The sequence below is a fragment of the Agromyces protaetiae genome, from assembly GCF_030866785.1.
Lineage (GTDB): Bacteria > Actinomycetota > Actinomycetes > Actinomycetales > Microbacteriaceae > Agromyces > Agromyces silvae.
In genome coordinates, this window is the sequence record NZ_CP133018.1 from 3,018,669 (window position 1) to 3,038,364 (window position 19,696).

The 19,696-nt window shown below is 70.4% G+C and carries 14 protein-coding genes; 8 read left to right on the top strand and 6 right to left on the bottom strand.

From position 1 onward, the window contains the following. Positions 1-38 precede the first annotated feature (38 nt). The 3 genes from QU602_RS13830 to QU602_RS13840 all read right to left on the bottom strand — a co-directional run bounded on the left by QU602_RS13830 (position 39) and on the right by QU602_RS13840 (position 4,076). Entirely contained in the window at positions 39-1,307 is a 1,269-nt protein-coding gene (locus tag QU602_RS13830; protein ID WP_308797045.1) for an extracellular solute-binding protein, read from the bottom strand. Positions 1,308-1,373: 66 nt separating this feature from the next. After that, entirely contained in the window at positions 1,374-2,531 is a 1,158-nt protein-coding gene (locus QU602_RS13835; protein WP_308797046.1) for an ROK family transcriptional regulator, read from the bottom strand. Positions 2,532-2,858: 327 nt separating this feature from the next. Then, complete coding sequence (locus QU602_RS13840) at positions 2,859-4,076, bottom strand: NADP-dependent isocitrate dehydrogenase (protein WP_308797047.1); 1,218 nt, start codon at positions 4,074-4,076, stop codon at positions 2,859-2,861. A 361-nt stretch (positions 4,077-4,437) separates the two neighbouring features. Here QU602_RS13840 and QU602_RS13845 point away from each other — a divergent pair, with 361 nt between their 5' ends. Then, on the top strand, positions 4,438-7,119 hold the full coding sequence (locus QU602_RS13845) for a helix-turn-helix transcriptional regulator (protein ID WP_308797048.1): 2,682 nt from the start codon (positions 4,438-4,440) through the stop codon (positions 7,117-7,119). A 57-nt stretch (positions 7,120-7,176) separates the two neighbouring features. On the opposite strand, the gene QU602_RS13850 is transcribed toward QU602_RS13845, so the two are convergent. After that, entirely contained in the window at positions 7,177-8,460 is a 1,284-nt protein-coding gene (locus QU602_RS13850) for a glycosyltransferase family 2 protein (RefSeq protein WP_308797049.1), read from the bottom strand. Between the two features lie 225 nt (positions 8,461-8,685). Between QU602_RS13850 and QU602_RS13855 the strand changes: the two genes are divergently transcribed. From QU602_RS13855 to QU602_RS13885, 7 genes are all read left to right on the top strand, one after another. Beyond that, the gene (locus QU602_RS13855; protein ID WP_308797050.1) at positions 8,686-10,041 is read left to right on the top strand and encodes a nucleotide sugar dehydrogenase; all 1,356 of its coding nucleotides are present in this window, start codon (positions 8,686-8,688) and stop codon (positions 10,039-10,041) included. Positions 10,042-10,065: 24 nt separating this feature from the next. Continuing rightward, a complete protein-coding gene (locus tag QU602_RS13860; protein WP_308797051.1) occupies positions 10,066-11,103 on the top strand; it encodes an NAD-dependent epimerase/dehydratase family protein in 1,038 nt (345 codons plus the stop codon). Next, positions 11,103-12,881: a glutamine--fructose-6-phosphate transaminase (isomerizing) gene (glmS, locus tag QU602_RS13865; RefSeq protein ID WP_308797052.1), complete on the top strand. Its 1,779-nt coding sequence runs from the start codon at positions 11,103-11,105 to the stop codon at positions 12,879-12,881. Before QU602_RS13860 ends, glmS begins: the two co-directional genes overlap by 1 nt. 29 nt (positions 12,882-12,910) lie before the next feature. Further along, the gene (locus QU602_RS13870) at positions 12,911-15,709 is read left to right on the top strand and encodes a cell wall-binding repeat-containing protein (RefSeq protein WP_308797053.1); all 2,799 of its coding nucleotides are present in this window, start codon (positions 12,911-12,913) and stop codon (positions 15,707-15,709) included. A 118-nt stretch (positions 15,710-15,827) separates the two neighbouring features. Continuing rightward, positions 15,828-16,496, top strand: coding sequence for a hypothetical protein (locus tag QU602_RS13875; protein WP_308797054.1), 669 nt, complete (start codon positions 15,828-15,830; stop codon positions 16,494-16,496). A gap of 71 nt (positions 16,497-16,567) precedes the next feature. Continuing rightward, positions 16,568-17,020 carry a GNAT family N-acetyltransferase gene (locus QU602_RS13880; protein ID WP_308797055.1) on the top strand — a complete coding sequence of 151 codons (453 nt, stop codon included), beginning with the start codon at positions 16,568-16,570 and terminating at the stop codon, positions 17,018-17,020. Continuing rightward, positions 17,004-17,375: an MGMT family protein gene (locus QU602_RS13885; RefSeq protein WP_373692823.1), complete on the top strand. Its 372-nt coding sequence runs from the start codon at positions 17,004-17,006 to the stop codon at positions 17,373-17,375. The genes QU602_RS13880 and QU602_RS13885 overlap by 17 nt, the downstream gene beginning before the upstream one ends. A 27-nt stretch (positions 17,376-17,402) precedes the next feature. Here QU602_RS13885 and QU602_RS13890 read toward each other — a convergent pair whose 3' ends face one another. Both QU602_RS13890 and QU602_RS13895 read right to left on the bottom strand, forming a co-directional pair. Continuing rightward, complete coding sequence (locus tag QU602_RS13890; RefSeq protein ID WP_308797056.1) at positions 17,403-17,849, bottom strand: hypothetical protein; 447 nt, start codon at positions 17,847-17,849, stop codon at positions 17,403-17,405. Between the two features lie 29 nt (positions 17,850-17,878). Beyond that, a complete protein-coding gene (locus QU602_RS13895; RefSeq protein WP_308797057.1) occupies positions 17,879-19,690 on the bottom strand; it encodes a sensor histidine kinase in 1,812 nt (603 codons plus the stop codon). Between the last annotated feature and the right edge of the window lie 6 nt (positions 19,691-19,696).

Here is a 19,696-nt window from a genome sequence, read left to right on the forward strand (position 1 = left end):
CGCCGCACCGCGGTGATCCGGCGAGGCTGCTGGCGGCGTCAGCCGTTGAGGATGGCCTCGATCTTCTCGTCCGCCTCGTCGGCGAGCGTCTGGACGTCGCCGCCCTGCGCGATCTTGACGAAGAGGTCCTGCAGGATGCCCGCCGCCTCGACGTCGGCCCAGTTGGGCGAGGCCGGGGTGAGCTTGGCGTTGGCCGCGGCCGCCGCGATCGCCTGCGCGACCTCGTCGGTGCCGAGGGTGTCCGCGAGCGAGATCTTGGCCGGCACGAGGCCGTTCTCGCCGTAGATCGTCTGGAACTCGTCGGAGAGGATGATCGCCAGCGCGTCCTTCGCGAGGTCGGGGTTGGCCGAGTTCGCCGAGATGCCGATGTTCGATCCGCCGGCGAAGACCTGGGCCGCGCCGCCGTCCATGCCCGGAAGGGCATACACGCCGAGGTTGGCTTCCTGCTCGGGGCATCCGGGCGTCTCGGCATCGGCCGGCGCGAGGATCGACCACTTGACCCAGCTGGGCGCCGAGAGCTGCAGCGTCGTGCCGTCGCAGTACCCGATCTGCGGGTTCGTCTCATTGCCGTCCTTCGGCGCGAGCGACGCCGTGGACATGACCTCCTGGACCTGGTTGAGGCCCGCGACCGACTCGGCCGACCCGAGCTGCGCGTCCCACTCCTCGCCGTCGGCCACGGCGACCTCGCCGCCGTGCTCCCAGATGAAGGGCAGGGCGTTGTACCAGTCCTGCCCGGGCCACCAGATGCCCGACTTGCCGGGGTTGGCCGCGGCGAGCGCCGCGCCGTTCGCCGCATACTCGTCGAGCGTGGTCGGCACGGTGAGCCCCGCGGCGCCGAGCGCCTCCTTGTTGTAGAACACGAGCCGCGCACCCGAGTAGAGCGGTGCCGCGTAGAACTTGCCGTCGTACGAGCCGGCCTCGACGAACCCGGGCAGCAGGTCGTCCCCGCCGAGGGCCTCGTAGTCGTCGGTGAGGTCGAGGAACGCGCCCGCCGAGGTGAATGCCGCGGCCTGCGTGTTGCCGATCTCGACGACATCGGGGCTGTCGGAGCCCGACAGGCTGGTCGTGAGCCGGTCGACCAGACCGTCCCATGACTGTTCCTCGATGGTCAGGGTGGCATCCGGATGCTCCGCCTCGAACGTCGTCTTCAGGTACTCCCGAGCCTCGTCGGGCGTGTCGGTGCCGACCAGCCAGACGCGGATCTCGGCGCCCTCTGCAGACGAGGCGTCGTTGCCTCCGGAGGCACAGCCGGCGAGGGTGAGCGCCGCCGCGGCGCCGAGCGCCACGATACCGAGTGACTTCCTCATGTCGTTGCTTCCTTTCGTGGGGGTGAAGGTGTCAGCCGGCGCCGGCACCCTGGTGCATGGTGGGGTCTAGGAGACCCCGAGCTGGCCGGAGAGGACCATGACCGCCGCACCGCGCAGGACGATGTCCTGCCCGTGCTCGGTCATCCGCAGCCGGAGTCCGCGGTGCTGTTCCGCCATCGTCCGGTCCCGGAGCGTGTCGACGGCGGCGTCGTGGAACGCGCCGTCGAGCAGGTCGGCGGGGCCGCTCAGCACGACCTCCGCCAGGTTCAGGGCGCCCACGACGGGCGCGAGTACGATGCCGAGCCTGCGGCCGGCTTCGCGCAGCAGGTCATCGCGAGCGGATGCCTCGCCGCCGGCGGAGTCGATCTCGGCGAGTTGCGCCGTCAGCCGCGGCACGGCCACCCAGGCCTCGAGGCAGCCGTCCTTACCGCACGCGCAGCGCGGTCCGCGGTCGGTGCCCACGACGACATGCCCGATCTCACCCGCGGCGTACGCACTGCCCACGACGGCGTGACCGCCGACGATGAGGCCGGCACCGACACCGTGGCCGATCCTCACGAGCAGGAGGTCGCGGCCGTCGGACGTGCCGTGCTCGGCGAGGACCGCCACATTCGCGTCGTTCGCCACGTGCACCGGGGCGCCGAGTGCCGCGGCGACGCGGTGCTGCAGCGGCTCGTCGTGCCAGCGGAGGTTCGGAGCGGAGCGCACGACGCCGGCGGGGTCGACCACACCGGGGCTGCCGATGCCGACACCCAGGACGGGCGCGGTGGCGAGACCCGCGAGCTGCTCGGCGAGCGTGACGACGCGGGCCGTGGCATCCGCCCCCGTCGCTCCGTCGAGCGCGACCTCGGCGCGCGCGACGACGGTGCCGTCGAGGTCCATGACCGCGCCGCGGAAGCGGTGGTGCTCTGAGAGGTCGAGCCCGAGGATCTGGAAGGCGCCGCGGTCGACGTCGATGAGGGTCGCCGGCTTGCCGGGGCGGCCGGCCTCTTGCGGACCGAGCTCGATGACGAGCCCCTCGGCGATCAGCGCCGAGACGAGGTCGGAGACGGTGACCCGGGTCAGGCCGGTCTCGCGGGCCACGTCGGCTCGGCTGCGCGGGCCGGAGGAATAGAGCGTCTGCAGGACGAGCGACCGGTTGTGCCGTCTCGCATGCTCCGGGAGCACCTTGCCGCGTGGTCGCAGCGCCCTGGGCGAGGCATCCGTTTCGATCGTCGTCGTCACGTTTGTTAGTAAACCTTACGAACAATCAAACGACAAGACTCATTTGGGTAACGACCCAAGCGGGCGGCGCTGCGCGCGAGGCATCCGCCCCCTGTTCCCCGCGCAGGAGAACCCCTCGCGTCCTGCTCAGGAAGACCGAAGGGCTCGGCGGCGAGTCGCCGCGCCCAGTACGGCGTGTCCGACCGAGATTCCTGAGCACGCGCGCTCGCTCATCGCGGCACCCGCGTTCGCGCGGCCGTCGGCGTGTGCGTGGACGGCCGCAGAAGGCACGGACGCGAGAGGGCCGGATGCCTCGTGGCATCCGGCCCTCCCGGGAATGAACTGTGCTTACGCGGCCAGGCGCGCCTTCAGGTTCGCATCGATGGAGTTCAGGAACTCCTCGGTGGTCTGGTACGGCTGCTCGGGACCGACGAGGAGCGCGAGGTCCTTCGTCATGGCGCCCGACTCGACGGTCTTGATGACCACATCCTCGAGCGTCGACGCGAAGTCGATGAGCTCCTGGTTGCCGTCGAGCTTGCCGCGGTGCGCGAGCCCACGCGTCCAGGCGTAGATCGAGGCGATCGGGTTGGTCGACGTCGGCTTGCCCTGCTGGTGCTGACGGAAGTGCCGGGTGACCGTGCCGTGCGCCGCCTCGGCCTCGACGACCTTGCCGTCGGGCGTCGCCAGCACGGAGGTCATGAGACCGAGCGAGCCGAAGCCCTGCGCGACGGTGTCGGACTGGACGTCGCCGTCGTAGTTCTTGCACGCCCAGACGTAGCCGCCCTCCCACTTGAGGCTCGCGGCGACCATGTCGTCGATGAGTCGGTGCTCGTAGGTCAGGCCGGCAGCGTCGAACTTCTCCTTGAACTCGGCGTCGAAGACCTCCTGGAACAGGTCCTTGAACCGGCCGTCGTACGCCTTGAGGATCGTGTTCTTGGTGGAGAGGTACACCGGGTAGTTACGCGAGAGACCGTAGTTGAGCGACGCGCGCGCGAAGTCCTTGATCGACTCGTCGAGGTTGTACATGCCCATCGCGACGCCGGAGCCCGGCGACTGGAAGACCTCGAACGACTGCGGCTCCGACCCGTCCTTCGGGGTGAACGTCATCGTCAGCGTGCCTTCGCCCTCGAACTTGAAGTCGGTGGCGCGGTACTGGTCGCCGAACGCGTGACGGCCGACGATGATCGGCTTGTTCCAGCCGGGGACGAGCCGCGGGATGTTGGAGATGATGATCGGCTCGCGGAAGATCACGCCGCCGAGGATGTTGCGGATGGTGCCGTTCGGCGAACGCCACATCTTCTTGAGGCCGAACTCCTCGACGCGGGCCTCGTCGGGCGTGATGGTCGCGCACTTGACGCCGACGCCGTGCTTCTGGATCGCGTGTGCCGCATCGACCGTGATCTGGTCGTCGGTCTCGTCGCGCTTCTGGATCGAGAGGTCGTAGTACTCGAGGTTCACGTCGAGATACGGGTGGATCAGCTGGTCTTTGATGGCCTGCCAGATGATACGCGTCATCTCGTCGCCGTCGAGCTCGACGACGGTACCTTCAACCTTGATCTTCGACAACAGGGGCTCTCCTTGGTTCAGTGCGGGCCTTGGATCGATGCGGGCCGTGCCGGAAGCGCCCGCGGCCGGCTCGTCTGGCGGCCGGGCACGCCGCGGACCAGCTTACCTCGTCGACGAGATATCTCGACATCGAGACAATGCACACCGCACTGAGCATTGCTCGAATTTCGGCCACCCGAACTGGGGGCACGCCGATGGATCCAAACCGGCGTAGCGTGTGTCATGTTCATGAGCCCCCCTCAATGAGCGTGAGCGCGACGATTACCCAACCCGAATCGAGTCCCCATGTCCGCTCCCCGGTTCGAAGCATTGTGCCCGCAATGTGCCAGAGACCACACCGACCCCGCGTTTGGACGCGACGATGTTCCAAGTTGAGCATCTCGACCGCGTCGAACACACCGTGACCGCGATCCGGCGTGCCGAGCTCGATCGGCTCGCCGCGATCGTCGCCGAGCCGCACGAGCGTGCGCTGATCCTGACCGGCGAGTCCGGCTCGGGCAAGAGCACGCTGCTGAACGGCATCCATCCCGACGGGTACGCCGTGCACCGCGCGCGGGTGAGCCCGACCGAGCGGGACATCCCGTACTCCGGGCTGTCCGCGATCGCCGCCTCCTTCGACGACCCAGCGGTGACCGACCTCTCCGCCTCCCTGCTCGCGCGAACCGGCACGGGGCCGACGCCGTCGGCGGCCGCCGCCGCGTTCCTCACACTGCTGCGGACGACCGACCCCTCACCCGCGGTACTCCTCATCGACGACGCCGACCTCATGGACCCCGAGAGCCGTGCGGTGCTCTCGATGATCGCCGGGCGACTCGGCGGGACCGGCCTGCACCTCGTCGCAGCGATGCACTCGGAGCAGCGCGCCGACCTGCTCGGGGCGATCCCCCGGTTCCGGCTGGAGTCGCTCGACGCCGAACAATCCATGCGCGTGGCATCAGCACTCACCGACCACCGCGCCGACCGCGCCGTCCGCAACATCATCGTCGGCGCCGCGCGCGGCAATGCGAGGGCGCTCGCCGAGATCGCCACGAGGCTGACCGAGGACCAGCTCGTGCGTGCCGCCCCGATCGAGTTGCCGTTCCGGCTCTCCCCTGCGCAAAGCGACGCCGAACCCGGCGGACTGCTCGAGCGACTGTCGAGCGCGCACCTGCACTCGTCCGCCGCGCTCGGCGCTGCCGAGGCGGATGCCCTCGAAGAGCTGCTCTCCGACGGGACGGTCACGCGCGAACGCGGGTACGTGCATCTCACGGATCCCGTGCTCCGTGCGCGGATCTACTGGTCGATGCCACTCGACCGCCGACGCGTGCTGCACGCCGAGGCCGAGCGTGCCGAGCACGACCACGATCCGGGCCTCGCCTGCTGGCACGCGAGTCACTGCGAGCAATCGACGACACCCGCCACCGCGCTCGCCGCGGCCTCGGCCCGCTTCGCGCACGCCGGCCACATGTGGCAGGCGATCGAACTCGCCGAGCGCGCACTCGCGCACTGCCGGCCGACACGGGCGCTCGCGGCGCCGCTGCTCGATCTCGCGAGCGCGTTCTTCCTGCACGGCGAGCCCGCCTACGCCGAACGCTATGCGCGGTGGTCGAGGCGAGCCTCGGGCGATCACGCGGCGCACGCATCGGTCTCCTTGCTGCGAGTGCTCAGCACCTTCGTCGCCACCAGGCGGCTCTCGGTCGACACGGCCGACTACACCATGCTCGTCGCGCACGGCACGGAGGACGCGAGCCAGCTCACCCAGCTGGCCGCGGCGCACTGCGAACGCTGGGAACACGCCCACGCCCGGCGCCTCCTCGAACGGACCACCGCACTCCGGGACCCCGCACCCGAGCCGCATGCGACGCCCGACGTCCCAGCGAACTCGAACCTGCACGAGCTCGTCGGCATGCAACTCGCGGCCCTCGAGGGCGACGCCGAACCGGCGAGGGCACTCATCGCACGCATCGGTGGGCGGCGGCGCCCCGGGGTCGCGAGCACCATCGAGCTGCTGATGCTGGGCCGGAGTCTCACGTTCCTCGATCGCAACCACGACGCGCGACAGGCGCTGCACGCGGTGCTGAGCGCCGAACCCGCACCGCCATCCCTGCTCGAGGAATATGCACGGGCCTACCTGACCGAGCTCGAGATCCGCGCCGGCCGCCACCTGGAGGCCGCAGCCCTCATCGAACGCAACCGCCACGCACGCGGCCGCGCCGACCACCCGCTCGCGCAGCTGCTGCTCGCCTGGCGTCGGCTCGCCCTCGGCGACGTCGAGCTCGACATCGCCGAACTGCACCGGGAGTTCGCGTTCGACGACCCGGCGATCGCTGCCCGGCTCGCGGTCTACCAAGGCCAGGCGGCACTCGCCGAAGGCCGGTTCGACGACGCGGTCGCCGTGCTCCGCACCGCCGCGGCCGCCGGATCGGCGTTCCCCAATCCGTCCCTGCTGCGATACGACGTCGACCTCGTCGAGGCGTACGTCCTCACCGGGCGCCACGACGAAGCCCTCATGCAGGCCAGAGACTTCGCACGTCGCGCCGAACGGTTCCGCACCCCGTGGACACGCCAAGCCGGAGCCCGCATCGAGGCGCTGCTCACCTCGGGCGAGGCGTCGCTCGCCGCATTCGACCGTGCGCTGCGGCTCGCGACCCCACCCGACCTCATGTTCGAGCGCGCGCGCACGTTCATGAGCTGGGCGGAACGACTGAGCGAGCTCGGCCGCACGGGCGAGGCCGATGAGCAACGTCGTTCGGCGCGCGCGGTCTTCACGCAGCTCGGCACGGTGCAGTGGATCGACCGGACGGACCGCCCCCGACCGGTCACGGCACGTCCGGCCCACCCCATCCTCTCGTCGCTGAGCGACGACGAGCGACGCGTGGTCGACCTCGTGCGGCAGGGCTTGCGGAACAAGGAGATCGCCGCGATGCTCTACGTCTCGCTGCGCACCGTCGAGGTACGGCTGACCCGCATCTACCACCGGCTCGGGGTCGGCTCCCGGGCACAGCTCATCTCGGCGCTCGCCGAATCGGGGACCGAGCCGGCACTGCTCCCCCGATCGGGGTGACCGGTCTCGGCCCACGGGAACGACCGGCCCCGAGATCCCGAGGATCCCGGGGCCGGTTCACGACGACGCGGGTCGCACGGTCTCGGCCGCGGGCCGCCGCGTGGGACTGGTCCATCGGCCGCTCGCGGTACGCCGGCCGGTAACCGCCTCGGCGAGCGAGCGCAGGCAGATCGCCGCGTCGATCGCACGGAGCACTGGGAACACCGGCGCGTAGAGGAAGTAGGCGGGTCGCCGGGAGGCGACCACCGCGACGATTGTGAGGAGCAGGTCGGGGATGTAGATGCCGAGCAGGATGGCCACGGGCGGCGCCACGTTCCACAGCCCCTCCATCGGCACGGTATCGCCGGTCGCCGCCGCCCAGGCCCACAGGGCGCCGGCGGTGACCAGCAGGCCGATCATGAGCAGCAGCATCGCGCTCGAGACGACGAGCTCCACGATGTAGAGGGTGAGCGCGGCCCAGAACCGGTCGCGCCTCGCCCGATGCCGCCGCACGGTCTGCCAGAAGCCCAGCGTCCATCGCCGCATCTGCTTCACGTACTCGTGCACGGTGTCGGGGTCTTGGGTGCGGGCCACGGCCGCATTCGGCCTGAAGTCGATCCGCCCGAGCCGTTTGCTGTGCAGCTCGAAGGTCATGTTGAAGTCCTCGATCACGAGACCCGGCGCGTTGATGTCGATCTCGGCGAGCACGCTCGTGCGATACATGCTCGCGAAGCCGGGCACGATCGACACCACGTTGGCGGGCCTCGAGGCCTGCCCGTACTTCAGCAGATACTGCACAACGACGTAGAACCGCTCGCGATAGGCGAGCAGCAACCGGCCGAACCTCGTGGCCGGCGGTGGGTCGACCGTCGTCGTCGCCCGGCCGGCGACCGCGACGACGCCGGGATCGTCGAACGCCGGCAGCCCTGAGGCCAGGTAGTCGATGTCGAGCCGGGTGTCGGCGTCGAGCAGCAGCACGACGTCGAAGCGCCGGATCAGCTCGAACTGCTCGATCGCGGCGACGATGGCGCCGGCTTTGCCGCGGTTCGGGTTGAGGTCGAGCACATTCGCGCCCGCGGCGCGCGCCAGGTCGCTGGTCTCGTCGCTCGAGCCGTCGGAGGCGACGAACACGTGATCGGCGCTGACCTGGCTGCACGCCGAGGCGATCGTCTCGCCGATCACGAGCGCCTCATTGTGCGCGGGTATGAGCACGGCCACCCGATCGGGGTCGACTCGCCCGCCGATCCCGGCTGGAGCCGCATCGATCGCGCGTGAACGCGCGTAGCGCAGCGCGCCGGCACTCGCCCACAGCAGGGTGTTCACCCCGACCATGAGGATGACGAGGATCACGAATGTGGTCACGGGGGCTCTCCTCAGCTCGACTCGAACGTATCCGCGGATGCGGGCCCGCCGGCACGGAACCACATGGGGGTGTGGATGACGTGCGGTTTTCCACACCTTCGCCACCGCGCCCTCCCGAGGCGGCCGGTGCGGGCACACACTGGCGACGGATGCATCGCCGCTTGCGACGGACGCATCACCGGCGGCCCGCCCGCCGGCCAACCAGTACCCGACTGCGAGGACCCAATGACTTCAGAACCCATCGCCACGCCGCGTCCCCGGGTGGCACCGCCCCGCCGTCGCCGCCAGGCCGAGCGCATCCAGGTGATCCCTCGCGTGGTCTTCGACTACGACGTCGCGATCGTCGGGCTCGGCTACGTCGGCCTGCCGACCGGGCTGACCTTCCATGCCAACGGTGCTCGTGTGCTCGGCATCGACACCGATGGGCGCCGACTCGAGCAGATCCGCGCGGGGGCTGCGGATCTGCTCGAGTTCGATCGCGCCCGTCTCGCCGCCGCACTGCGCGACGACGAGGGATTCGCGATCGACGGCGACATCTCCCGGCTGGGCGATGCCGCCGCGGTCGTGATCTGCGTTCCCACCCCCATCGACGAGCACCTGACGCCCGATCTCGACATCCTCCGCGCCGCCTGCGCGATGGTGGTCGAGCACGCCGTCGCCGGTCAGCTCATCATGCTCACGTCGACGACTTACGCCGGGTGCACGCGCGACTTCCTGGTGGAGCCGCTCGAGCGCCGCGGCTTCGAGGCCGGGCGAGACATCCACGTCGCCTTCAGCCCGGAACGTATCGACCCCGGCAACGCGGGCTTCGAACACGAAGACGTCCCGCGGGTCGTCGGCGGCGCAACGCCGAGCTGCCGCGCGGCGGGCGAGGCCCTGCTCAGCCGCTCCACCCGGCTCATCCACCCCGTCGGGTCGCTCGAGGCGGCCGAGATGACCAAGCTCGTCGAGAACACGTTCCGCGCGGTCAACATCGCGCTCGCGAACGAGTTCGCCGAGGCGTGCAGCTCGCTCGGCGTCCCGGTCATGGACGTCGTGAACGCAGCCGCGACCAAGCCATACGGCTTCATGCCGTTCTTCCCGGGCCCCGGTGTGGGCGGGCACTGCATCCCCTGCGACCCGCACTACCTGCTCTGGCAGCTGCGCAAGGAGCACATCATGCTGCCGCTCATCGAGCAGGCCATGTCCGAGATCGCCGTCCGGCCACGCCGCGTGTTCGAGCGCGTCCGGGAGGAGCTCGCGGATCGCGGCCAGCCGATCACGGGCGCGCGTGTGCTCGTGGCCGGCGTCGCCTACAAGTCGGATGTGGCCGACCTCCGCGAGTCCCCGGCGCTCGAGATCCTGAGCCTCCTGCATCAGGCCGGCGCGACCGTCGCGTTCCACGACCCGCACTTCGCGCAACTCCGGCTCCGCGACGGCACCGTGCTCGTCGACACGGCCGACGCGCTCGCCTTCGAGCCCGACCTCGTCGTGCTGCACACGGCGCACACCACCGTCGACCAGGCGTGGCTCGCCGAGGTGCCGACGGTGCTCGACACCACCTATCGCGGCGCCGACCTGCCCCAGCGGGTCCTGCTGTAGGCCACGGACGAAACGGAGAAGATGATGCGCTCGGCGATCACCGGCGGAGCCGGTTTCATCGGAAGTCACCTGGTCGAGCACCTGCTCGCGCGTGGAGACGAGGTCGTCGTCCTCGACGACTTCTCCACGGGCTCGCGGCGGAACCTCGCCCACCTCGAGCACGACCACCGGCTCAAGATCATCCAGGGCTCGATCCTCGATCGTTCGCTCGTCGAACGCATCGTCGGTGCGACCGACCGGGTGTTCCACCTCGCCGCGGCCGTCGGCGTCAAGCTCATCGTCGAGCACCCGTTGCGGAGCCTCCGCACGAACATCCACGGCACCGAGAACGTGCTGCACGCGGTGTTCGAGACGGGTTCGACGCTGCTGCTGGCCTCGACCAGCGAGATCTACGGCAAGAACACGTCCGACGCGCTCGCCGAGGACGCGGACCGCGTCCTCGGCTCGCCGCTCACCTCCCGCTGGACCTACGCCGCGGCCAAGGGCATCGACGAGTCCTTCGCCCATGCGTACTGGAGCGAGCACGGCACGCGGGTCGCGATCGTGCGACTGTTCAACACGGTCGGACCACGACAGACCGGCCGGTACGGCATGGTGGTGCCGAACCTCGTCAACCAGGCGCTGCGCGGCGAGCCGCTGACCGTGTTCGGCGACGGCCGCCAGACCCGCTGCTTCTCGTACGTCGGCGACGTCGTCCCCGCGATCGCCACGCTCGCCGAGACGCCCGAGGCATACGGCCGTGCCGTGAACCTCGGCGGTGCGCGCGAGATCTCGATCCTCGAGCTCGCGATGCGCATCATCGACGTGCTCGGCAGCTCGAGCGAGATCCGGTTCATCCCATACGAGCAGGCCTACGCGCCCGGCTACGAGGACATGCGGCGCCGGGTCCCCGACAACGGCCTCGCGCGGTCCCTCATCGGGTTCGAGCCGACCACGCCGCTCGACGACGTGATCCTCCGCGTGGCCGAGACGGCGCGCGACGGCGGCCACCCGTCCGAGACGATGCAGCTCGCCATGCCGATCCCGTCGCTCGGGCGCGAACCGGCGATCGAGGTGCACTGATGTGCGGCATCATCGCCTGCCGGGGGCCTGCGCCGGCGGCGGAACGGCTGGTCTCAGGCCTGCGCCTGCTCGAGTATCGCGGTTACGACTCCGCGGGCGTGGCGCTCTCGGCGGCCGACGGCAGCACCGCGGTCTTCCGCACCACCCAGCGCGTCGGTGCGCTCAGCGAGCTCGTCGATGCCTGGGAGGGACCCACGCTGAACGGCACGGGGATCGGGCATACCCGCTGGGCCACGCACGGGGCGGTCTCCGTGGCGAACGCACATCCGCACCAGGACTGCAGCCGCCGGGTGAGCGTCGTGCACAACGGCATCATCGAGAACGTCGCCGAACTGCGCCGCGACCTCGAACGGTCAGGGCACGCGTTCGCCTCCGACGTCGACAGCGAGATCATCGCGCACCTCGTCGAAGACGGGCTCGCGACCGGCAGCGGGCTGATCTCGGCGGTGACATCGACCGTCGCTCGCCTCCGCGGGTCCTGGGCGATCGTCGTGCTCGATGCGGCCACCGGACACCTCGCCGCCGCCTCCCATCGGTCGCCGCTCATCCTCGGCGAGTCCGACGACGGCGTCTTCCTGGCGAGCGACATCGCTGCGGTCGCCACATGGGTCGACGACTTCCGTGTGCTCGGCGACGGCGACGTGGTCGAGGTCGGCGAACGCGTGCGCTGGACCTCGGCTGGTGCGACGATCGAGCCGCCGGCGCTGCGGGCCGGACCGGGGCGGGCGTCATACGCCTCGGTCGCCGAGCACGACCGGCACATGGCGGCCGAGATCGCCGAGCAACCGGCCGCGGCGGCACGCGCGGTCGACGCGATCGCCGATCGGATCGCCGACGGCCGGCTCTGGCACGAACTCGGCCTGCCGCCCTTCCAGCGGCTCCGCGTGCTGGCCTGCGGAACATCGCTGAACGCCGGGCAGGTGATCGGCGGTGTGCTCACGCGGCTCGGCGGCGGTGCCTTCCACCCGGTGGTCGCCAGCGAGGCATCCGGCACCTTCGTGGAGCCGGGCACGCTCACCCTCGCGATCAGCCAGTCCGGCGAGACCGCCGACGTGCTCCGCGCCGTCGACGAGGACCCGGCGGGCGTGCCCGTTCTCGCGCTGGTCAACAACCTCGAGTCGACGCTCGCGAGAACGGTCGATGCCGCGATCGGGTGCGAGGCCGGGCCAGAGATCGGGGTCGCCGCCACGAAGACGTTCGTGTGCCAGATCCTGGTCGGCGCTGGCCTCGTCGTCTCGTCCCTCGTCGACCGTGGGCTCATCGGCCGCGACGTCGCACGCGGACTCGCCGACGACCTCCGCCGCGTACCCGACCGGCTCGCCCGGGCGGTCCAAGACGCCTCGCTCGCCGACGTCGTCGCCGAGGTCCGCAACGCCTCAGGCTTCGTCTTCCTCGGACGCGGAGCGGCCGTACCGTACGCGGCCGAGGGCGCACTCAAGCTCAAAGAGCTCACCTACCGCTGGGCCGAGGCCTATCCGGCGGGCGAGCTCAAACACGGTCCGCTCGCGCTCGTCGAGCAGGGCACGCCCGTCATCGTCGTCGACGACGGCGATGTGCGTCTGCCCACGAACATCGCCGAGGTCCGGGCGCGTGGCGGCAACGTCATCACGGTCGGCCGCGTCGGCAGTCGCATCGAGGCACCGGTCGAAGACCGGCTGCCATGGGGGCCCATCGAGGCGTCCGTGCCCGTGCAGCAACTCGCGCTCGAACTGGCCGTGGAACTCGGCCTCGACGCCGACAAGCCGCGCAATCTCGCCAAGTCCGTCACGGTCGACTGACCGCGGCGCTGCACATCAAGGAGTACGCCATGACGCCCCCGACCCGACGACCAGGAATCCTCCTGCGTACGTCAGCCGTCCTCGCCGGAGCCGCGATCGCGGTCTCGCTCGTCGCCACCGCCACCCCGGCCGCCGCACTCGAAGGCGCGCCGACCGTCGTCAGCATCACCTTCGACGACTCCAACGCCGACCAGATGGCCGCGGCCGACATCCTGAACGCCAGCAATCTCGACGCCACGTTCTACACGCTGAGCGGCTTCATCGGCCAGCCCGGCTACCAGACCCGCGCCGACCTCGACGCGCTCGCCGCCGCCGGCCACGAGATCGGGTCGCACACCGTGACCCATCCCGACATGGCCACGCTCAACGCATCGGAGGCGAAGGCCCAGGCCTGTCAGAGTCGCGAGACGCTCACCGCGTGGGGGTTCCAGGTGACGAGCTTCGCCTATCCGTTCGCCTCGATGAGCCCGACCGCCAAGCAGGCGATCGCCGACTGCGGGTACAACACCGCTCGCAACCTCGGCGACATCGAGACCAGGTTCGGCTGCACCGGCTGCGGGTTCGCCGAGTCGCTGCCGACGCCCGCCGATCCACTCGAGCTGCGGGTCCCCGACATGGTGACCAACGCGTGGACGCTGGCCGACCTGCAGAACACGGTCATCAACGCCGAGAACTCCACAGGCGGCTGGGTTGGGCTCACGTTCCATCACGTCTGCGACAACTGCAACGTCGAAGGTCTCGACGTCTCCACGAGCCTGTTCACCCAGTTCACGCAGTGGCTCGCGGCCCGCTCGGCGACGCACAACACCACGGTGAAGACCGTGCAGCAGGCATTCGGCGGCGCGGTCAAGCCGATCGTCGACACCGGCTATCCGCCGGCCCCGGGCCCGGGCGTGAACGGCATCAAGAACCCGAGTCTCGAGACGCTCGGCACGAATGGGCTCCCCGACTGCTTCATCCTCGCCGGATTCGGGTCGAACACCCCGGCGTTCAGCACGGTCTCGCCGGGTCGCACCGGCAACGTGGCCGAGAAGCTCGTCATGTCGAACTACGTCGACGGCGATGCGAAGGCCATCATGACGATGGACTTCGGCACGTGCGCGCCGACCGTGACCGCCGGGCAGCAGTACTCGCTGAGAACCTGGTACACCTCGACCGCGATCACCCAGTTCGCCGTCTACCTGCGCAACGCCGTCGGCGGATGGGAGTACTGGACCTCGAGCCCGTACTTCCCGGCGACGAGCACGTACGCGCAGGCCATCTGGGACTCGCCGGCCATCCCGGCCGGGTACACGGGGATCAGCTTCGGTTTGAACCTCATCGGCAACGGCGAGCTCGTGACCGACGACTATGAGCTGTACGACCTGAACGGCGCACCGACGCCCACCGTGCCAGGCACTCCGACGATCACCGGCACCGCCCAGGTCGGCCAGGTGCTCACCGCGAACCCCGGCACATGGACCCCGGCTCCGGCCTCGTTCAGCTACCAGTGGCTCCGGAACGGCGTCGCGATCGCCGGCGCGACCGGCTCGACCTACACGCCCGTGGCCGCCGATGTCGGCGCCACGTTGACCGTGCAGGTCTCCGGGACGCCGGCCGGTGGCACCCCGGCGAGCGCGACGTCGGTGGGCGTCGTCGTCACGGCGGGAACGATCACACCCGCCGTCCCGGTCATCTCCGGGAACCCGCGCGTCGGCTTCGTCCTCACCGCCATACCTGGCACGTGGACGCCGCCCGGAGTCGTCCTGACGTATCAGTGGCTGCGAAACGGCACCGCGATCACCGGGGCGACCGCCGAGGCGTACACGCTCGTGAACGCCGATCTGGCTGCGCGGATCTCGGTGCGGGTCACGGGCACGCTCGGCGGGTCCTCGGCGAACGCGACATCCGCGCAAACCCAGGACGTCCAGCCGCGCTCGGTGACGGTGACCCGGCTCCAGGGCGCCGATCGGTTCCTCACAGCCGTCGACGTCTCGTCGAAGTCGTACAGTCCGGGCGTGGCACGGGTCTACATCACGAACGGGTTCAACTTCCCCGACGCGCTGTCGGCCGCACCCGCAGCCGCACGGTTCGACTCGCCCATGCTGCTCACCGCCCCGACGTCGTTGCCCGCGGCCGTCCGAGCCGAGATCGTCCGGCTGAACCCCGGCCGCATCGTGATCGTCGGCGGCACCGGCAACGTGTCGGCCGCGGTCGCGACCCAGTTGGCGCAGATCGCGACCGTGCAACGCATCGCAGGGGTCGACCGGTACGAGACGTCCCGGCTCATCGCGGCCGACGCGTTCGGCGCATCGGGCGCGACGACCGCCTACGTCGCGACCGGGACGAACTTCCCGGATGCGCTGGCGGCGGCACCGGCGGCGGCGAAGGCCAACGGGCCGACGATCCTCGTCCCGGGCAGCCTCACGACGCTCGATCAGGCCACGCGCACGCTGCTCGACACGCTGAACGTGGCCACCGTGAAGATCACGGGGAGCACGCCGTCGGTGACCGCGCAGATCGAGACCGCGCTGGGCACCGTGCCGGGTGTGACGTCGGTCCAACGGCTCGCCGGTCCTGATCGGTACGCCACGGCGGCGGCCATCAACAAGGACGCCTTCGCGACCGTCCCGACGACGTACCTCGCGAGCGGGGAGAACTTCCCCGACGCGCTCGTCGGCTCGGCGCTCGCGGGGTGGAAGAACGCACCGATCTACCTGTCGCCGAACGCGTGCCTGGGCACTGCCGCCTCCGCGGGGCTGAACCTCCACGAGTCCAGCAACCTGACGCTGTTCGGCAGCGCGGCCACCCTCAGCGCCAATGTCGCGAACCTGCAGGTCTGCAACTGAGCGAGGGGCCTCGCGCCCGGTCCGTGGACTCCACGGGCCGGGCGCGGTCGTGCTCGTGCTCGCCTGCGTCTCGGTGGTCGGCCTCAGCGCGTGCTCGGTACCGTCGGGAGCGGAGCAGATGACGAACCCTTCGGCGAGCGGATATCCGTGGCACACCGGCATCGTGGCGACCACGTTCTGGGTCGGCGAGGTCTTCGACCCCGATGCCGACGACGGCACCCAGGAGTACTCGACCTACGATTCCGCATGGATGGCGTCGTACGGCGGCTGCGACGGGCGAGTCCGCGGCGGGCGGTGCGAGACCGAGCCTCGCCGCGAGGCCGACGACTTCTTCCCGACGGCGATGACGCCGCTCGAGAACCCGTTCTACCTCGACCTCCCCTATGACGACGTGAACGATCCGGAGGGCTTCGCACGTCGCGGCGAGGTCATCCCATGGGCGGGCGAGCCCGCCTACCGCGACCTCGTCGACGACCCGTCGGCGAGCCTGATGAAGAACCGCTGGGTGCGGCTCAGGGCGAACGACCGCGTCTGCTACGGCCAGATCCAAGACGCCGGTCCCGGTGAGTACCACGACGCGGCGTACGTCTTCGGCGACGACGATCGACGGCCGGCGAACACGCGCTACAACGGCGCGGGCATGGATGTCTCGCCCGCGCTCAACGGGTGTCTCGGCTTCGCCGAGCTGAACGGCGAGACCGATCGCGTCGACTGGCAGTTCGTCGACGACGCCGATGTGCCCGAGGGCCCGTGGCGCCGCGTCGTGACCACGAGCGGCGTCCAATGAGTGACGAGGCATGACGCCCTCTCGAACTCCGCCTGTTCGCTCCAGCGCCCGGGCCGGGTTAGCCTAGCTCCATGGCTGAGCTGCGATTGGAAGATCTGTCCGCGTCGAACATCGTCGCAGCGAACCAGCTGTCGCTGAAGCCCGGGCAAGAGCAGTTCATCGCCCCGGTCACGTACTCGGCCGAGTCCTCGGTCGTGAACCCCGATACCGCGTGGCAGCGCGTCGCCCGACTCGAAGACCGGGTCGTGGGCTTCATCCACGGCAATTTCGACCCCGAGAACGAGCACGAGGAGTTCCGGGCCTGCATCTGGCGCATCAATGTCGATGCCGAGGTGCAGGGCCAGGGTGTGGGCCGCTTCCTCACGCAGGCGCTGGCCGAAGAGGCCAAGCGCCGCGGCTTCGACCACATCACGGTGCTGTGGGAACCGGGCGAAGAGGGCCCCGGCGAGTTCTTCCACCGCATCGGGTTCCGCGACATCGGCGAGACCGCCTACGGCGACGTCATCGGTGCGCTCGAACTCTGACGAGCGCGAACCCGAGGGCGAGCGCGAGGACGGCGATCGGATGCCTCGGCCCACGTCGTTCGTCGACGCGGTGCTGACCGTGGTCGCCGACATCCCGCCCGGCGAGGTCGCCACCTACGGCGACATCGCGGCGCTGCTCGGCTCGCGCGGCGCGCGCGCCGTCGGCATGGTGATGGCCAGGTACGGTTCGGATGTCCCGTGGTGGCGCGTCGTACGCGCGGGCGGCCGTCCACCGACCGGTCATGCCGATCGCGCTCGTGAGCACTACGCCGAGGAGGGCACGCCGCTCCTGGCGGCACCGGGCGACCCCGACGGCTACCGCATCGACCTGGGGGCGTGCCACTGGCGCCCGTGAGCCACGCGTACGGCCGCCTCTCCCGATCTACAGCTGCCAGGCCTGGTTATGGTCGCTCGTGCACACCATCTCGACGTAGAGCCCCTGTGTGGTGAAGGGGATAATGTTCTCGGCTCTGAGGGTGGCCTGCGCGACGCCACCTCGACCCTCGTCGTCCCACACCCGCACCATCGAACCGGTCCAGGTCACGATCACGCCGAAGGCCTCTTCACCGACGATGTAGCCGTGCCCGACACTGCGCCCGTCGGTGCCCGTGGGCTTGTGCAGCCACGGGTGGCTCGGCGGGCACGTCGCCTCGATGAGATATGGCGCGCCGAACAATTGAAACGGCACGCCGCCGTCATGGACGACCTTGTGGAACTCCGTGCCGTCTTCCCACCGATCGCCGACGGCGGCCGAGGCGGCCGTGCCCGGCATGACCGCGAGCGCCAGCGCGGCTGTCGCCGCCGCGAGCGCGGTTGTCTTCAGACGCATCTTCACATTCGACATCTCAGCAGTGTATATCAGTACGCCAGATCTGACAACGGCACAGGCTCGTGCGCGAGCGGGATCCGCACGGTCACGGTCGTGCCCGCGCCTTCGGGGCTGTCGATCTCGAACGATCCGCCGACCGCGTCGATCCGGTCGGCGATGCCGAGCATGCCCGAGCCGTGCTCGAGCGAGGCACCGCCGACGCCGTTGTCGCGGACCACGAGCACGAGCTCGTCGCCGACGACGTTCGCGCGCACCCAACCGCGCGTCGCACCCGAGTGCTTCGCGACGTTCGCGAGCAGCTCGGCGACGGCGAAGTAGGCGGTCGACTCGACGATCTCGGGCAGTCGCCCCTCGGCCTGCACGTCGATCTCGATCGGCACGGGGCACCGGCCGGCCAGTTCGGGCACGGCGAGCGCGAGCCCGCCGGCCGAGAGCAGGCTGGGGTGGATGCCGTGCGCGAGCTCGCGGAGTTCGCGGAGCCCCGCGGCGAGCTCGTCGATGGCCGCTTCGAGCGACGCGACGAGCGGCTCGTCACCCAGTTCGGCCGCGCGATCCGCGGCGAGCCGGAGCCGCATGCCGAGCGACACGAGGCGTTGCTGTGCCCCGTCGTGCAGATCGCGCTCGATGCGCCGCCGGGCCTCGACGCCGGCCTCGACGATGCGCTGGCGCGACTGGCGCACGTGCTCGAGGGTACGCTCGATCTCGGATCTCAGCCGCCCGTTGTCGACCGAGAGCCTGAGTGCGCTCGAGACGCCGTCGAGCAGTCGCATGTTGTCCGTGAGCACCCGATCGTGCCGGATGAGCGCGATCGGCACACCGAGCGGCGACGCGACCGGCAGCACGCTGTGGCTTCCGCGCGGATCGGCGTCCGCCGCCTCGATCGGCGTCCCTGCCGCATCGAAGTAGCCGGCGCGCTCCTCGTCCCACCAGTACACGCGCACCGATGCGTCGCGCAGCGTCCGCGCCAGCGACTCCGCCCAGAGACCGCGGTCGGCGCCCTCACGCGTGATGCGCATGAGGTCGGCGACCCTCGCGCGCATGTTGCGGGCGTGCGAGATGCCGGCGACGAAGCTGACGGGCACCGACGCGATCGCGACGAGCGAGATCGTGCGGAGCACGGCGTCCGACGTGGTCTCCGCCGCGTAGGTCACGGCCTGCGCGGCGAGCGTCGTCGCCCACGCCAGCAGCGCGACGGGCATCAGGAATGCCACGGTGCGTGCCGGCACGCTCGCCCGCACCCACTTCACGAGCAGCCTTCCGGCGATGACGAGCGCCAGGCCGACACCGACGATCCGGTAGGCGTTGTCGATGAGCCCGAACAGCCAGGGCGCCTCGGTGACCTGGTAGGCGTTCGGCGCGCACGAACAGGTGTCGGGGCCCGGCGAGGCGAGCAGCAGCACCGCCAGCAGGTTCACGAGCGACGCGATGAGCGCGATGCCGGCGATCCACCGGTCGAACCGGCCGCCGAGCCGGCCGCGCGGGTAGACGAGCACCAGGATGCCCGTGATCACGGCCCAACCGAGGTCGACCCCGCGCACGATCGGCCAGAGCCAGCCGAGGTCGCCGATGACCTGGTAGATCGACTGCGGGATCCAGAGCACCACGAACGCGATCATGAGGCGCGCGGGCAGGGGCGACGGCCCCGTCGCCCACGCGATGCCCGCGCACGCGGCGAACACGAGCGGCACCATGGCGTGCAGCGCGACATACGACCCCTCGTCGCGTTCGGACAGCGGCGTCGCGAGGTATCCGGTGACCTCCATCGCGAGGCTGAGCGCGACCGCCGCCGCGATGATCGCGGCGCGCAGCGCGATGCGCCGTTTCCGGCCGGGCGCCATCATGCCGTC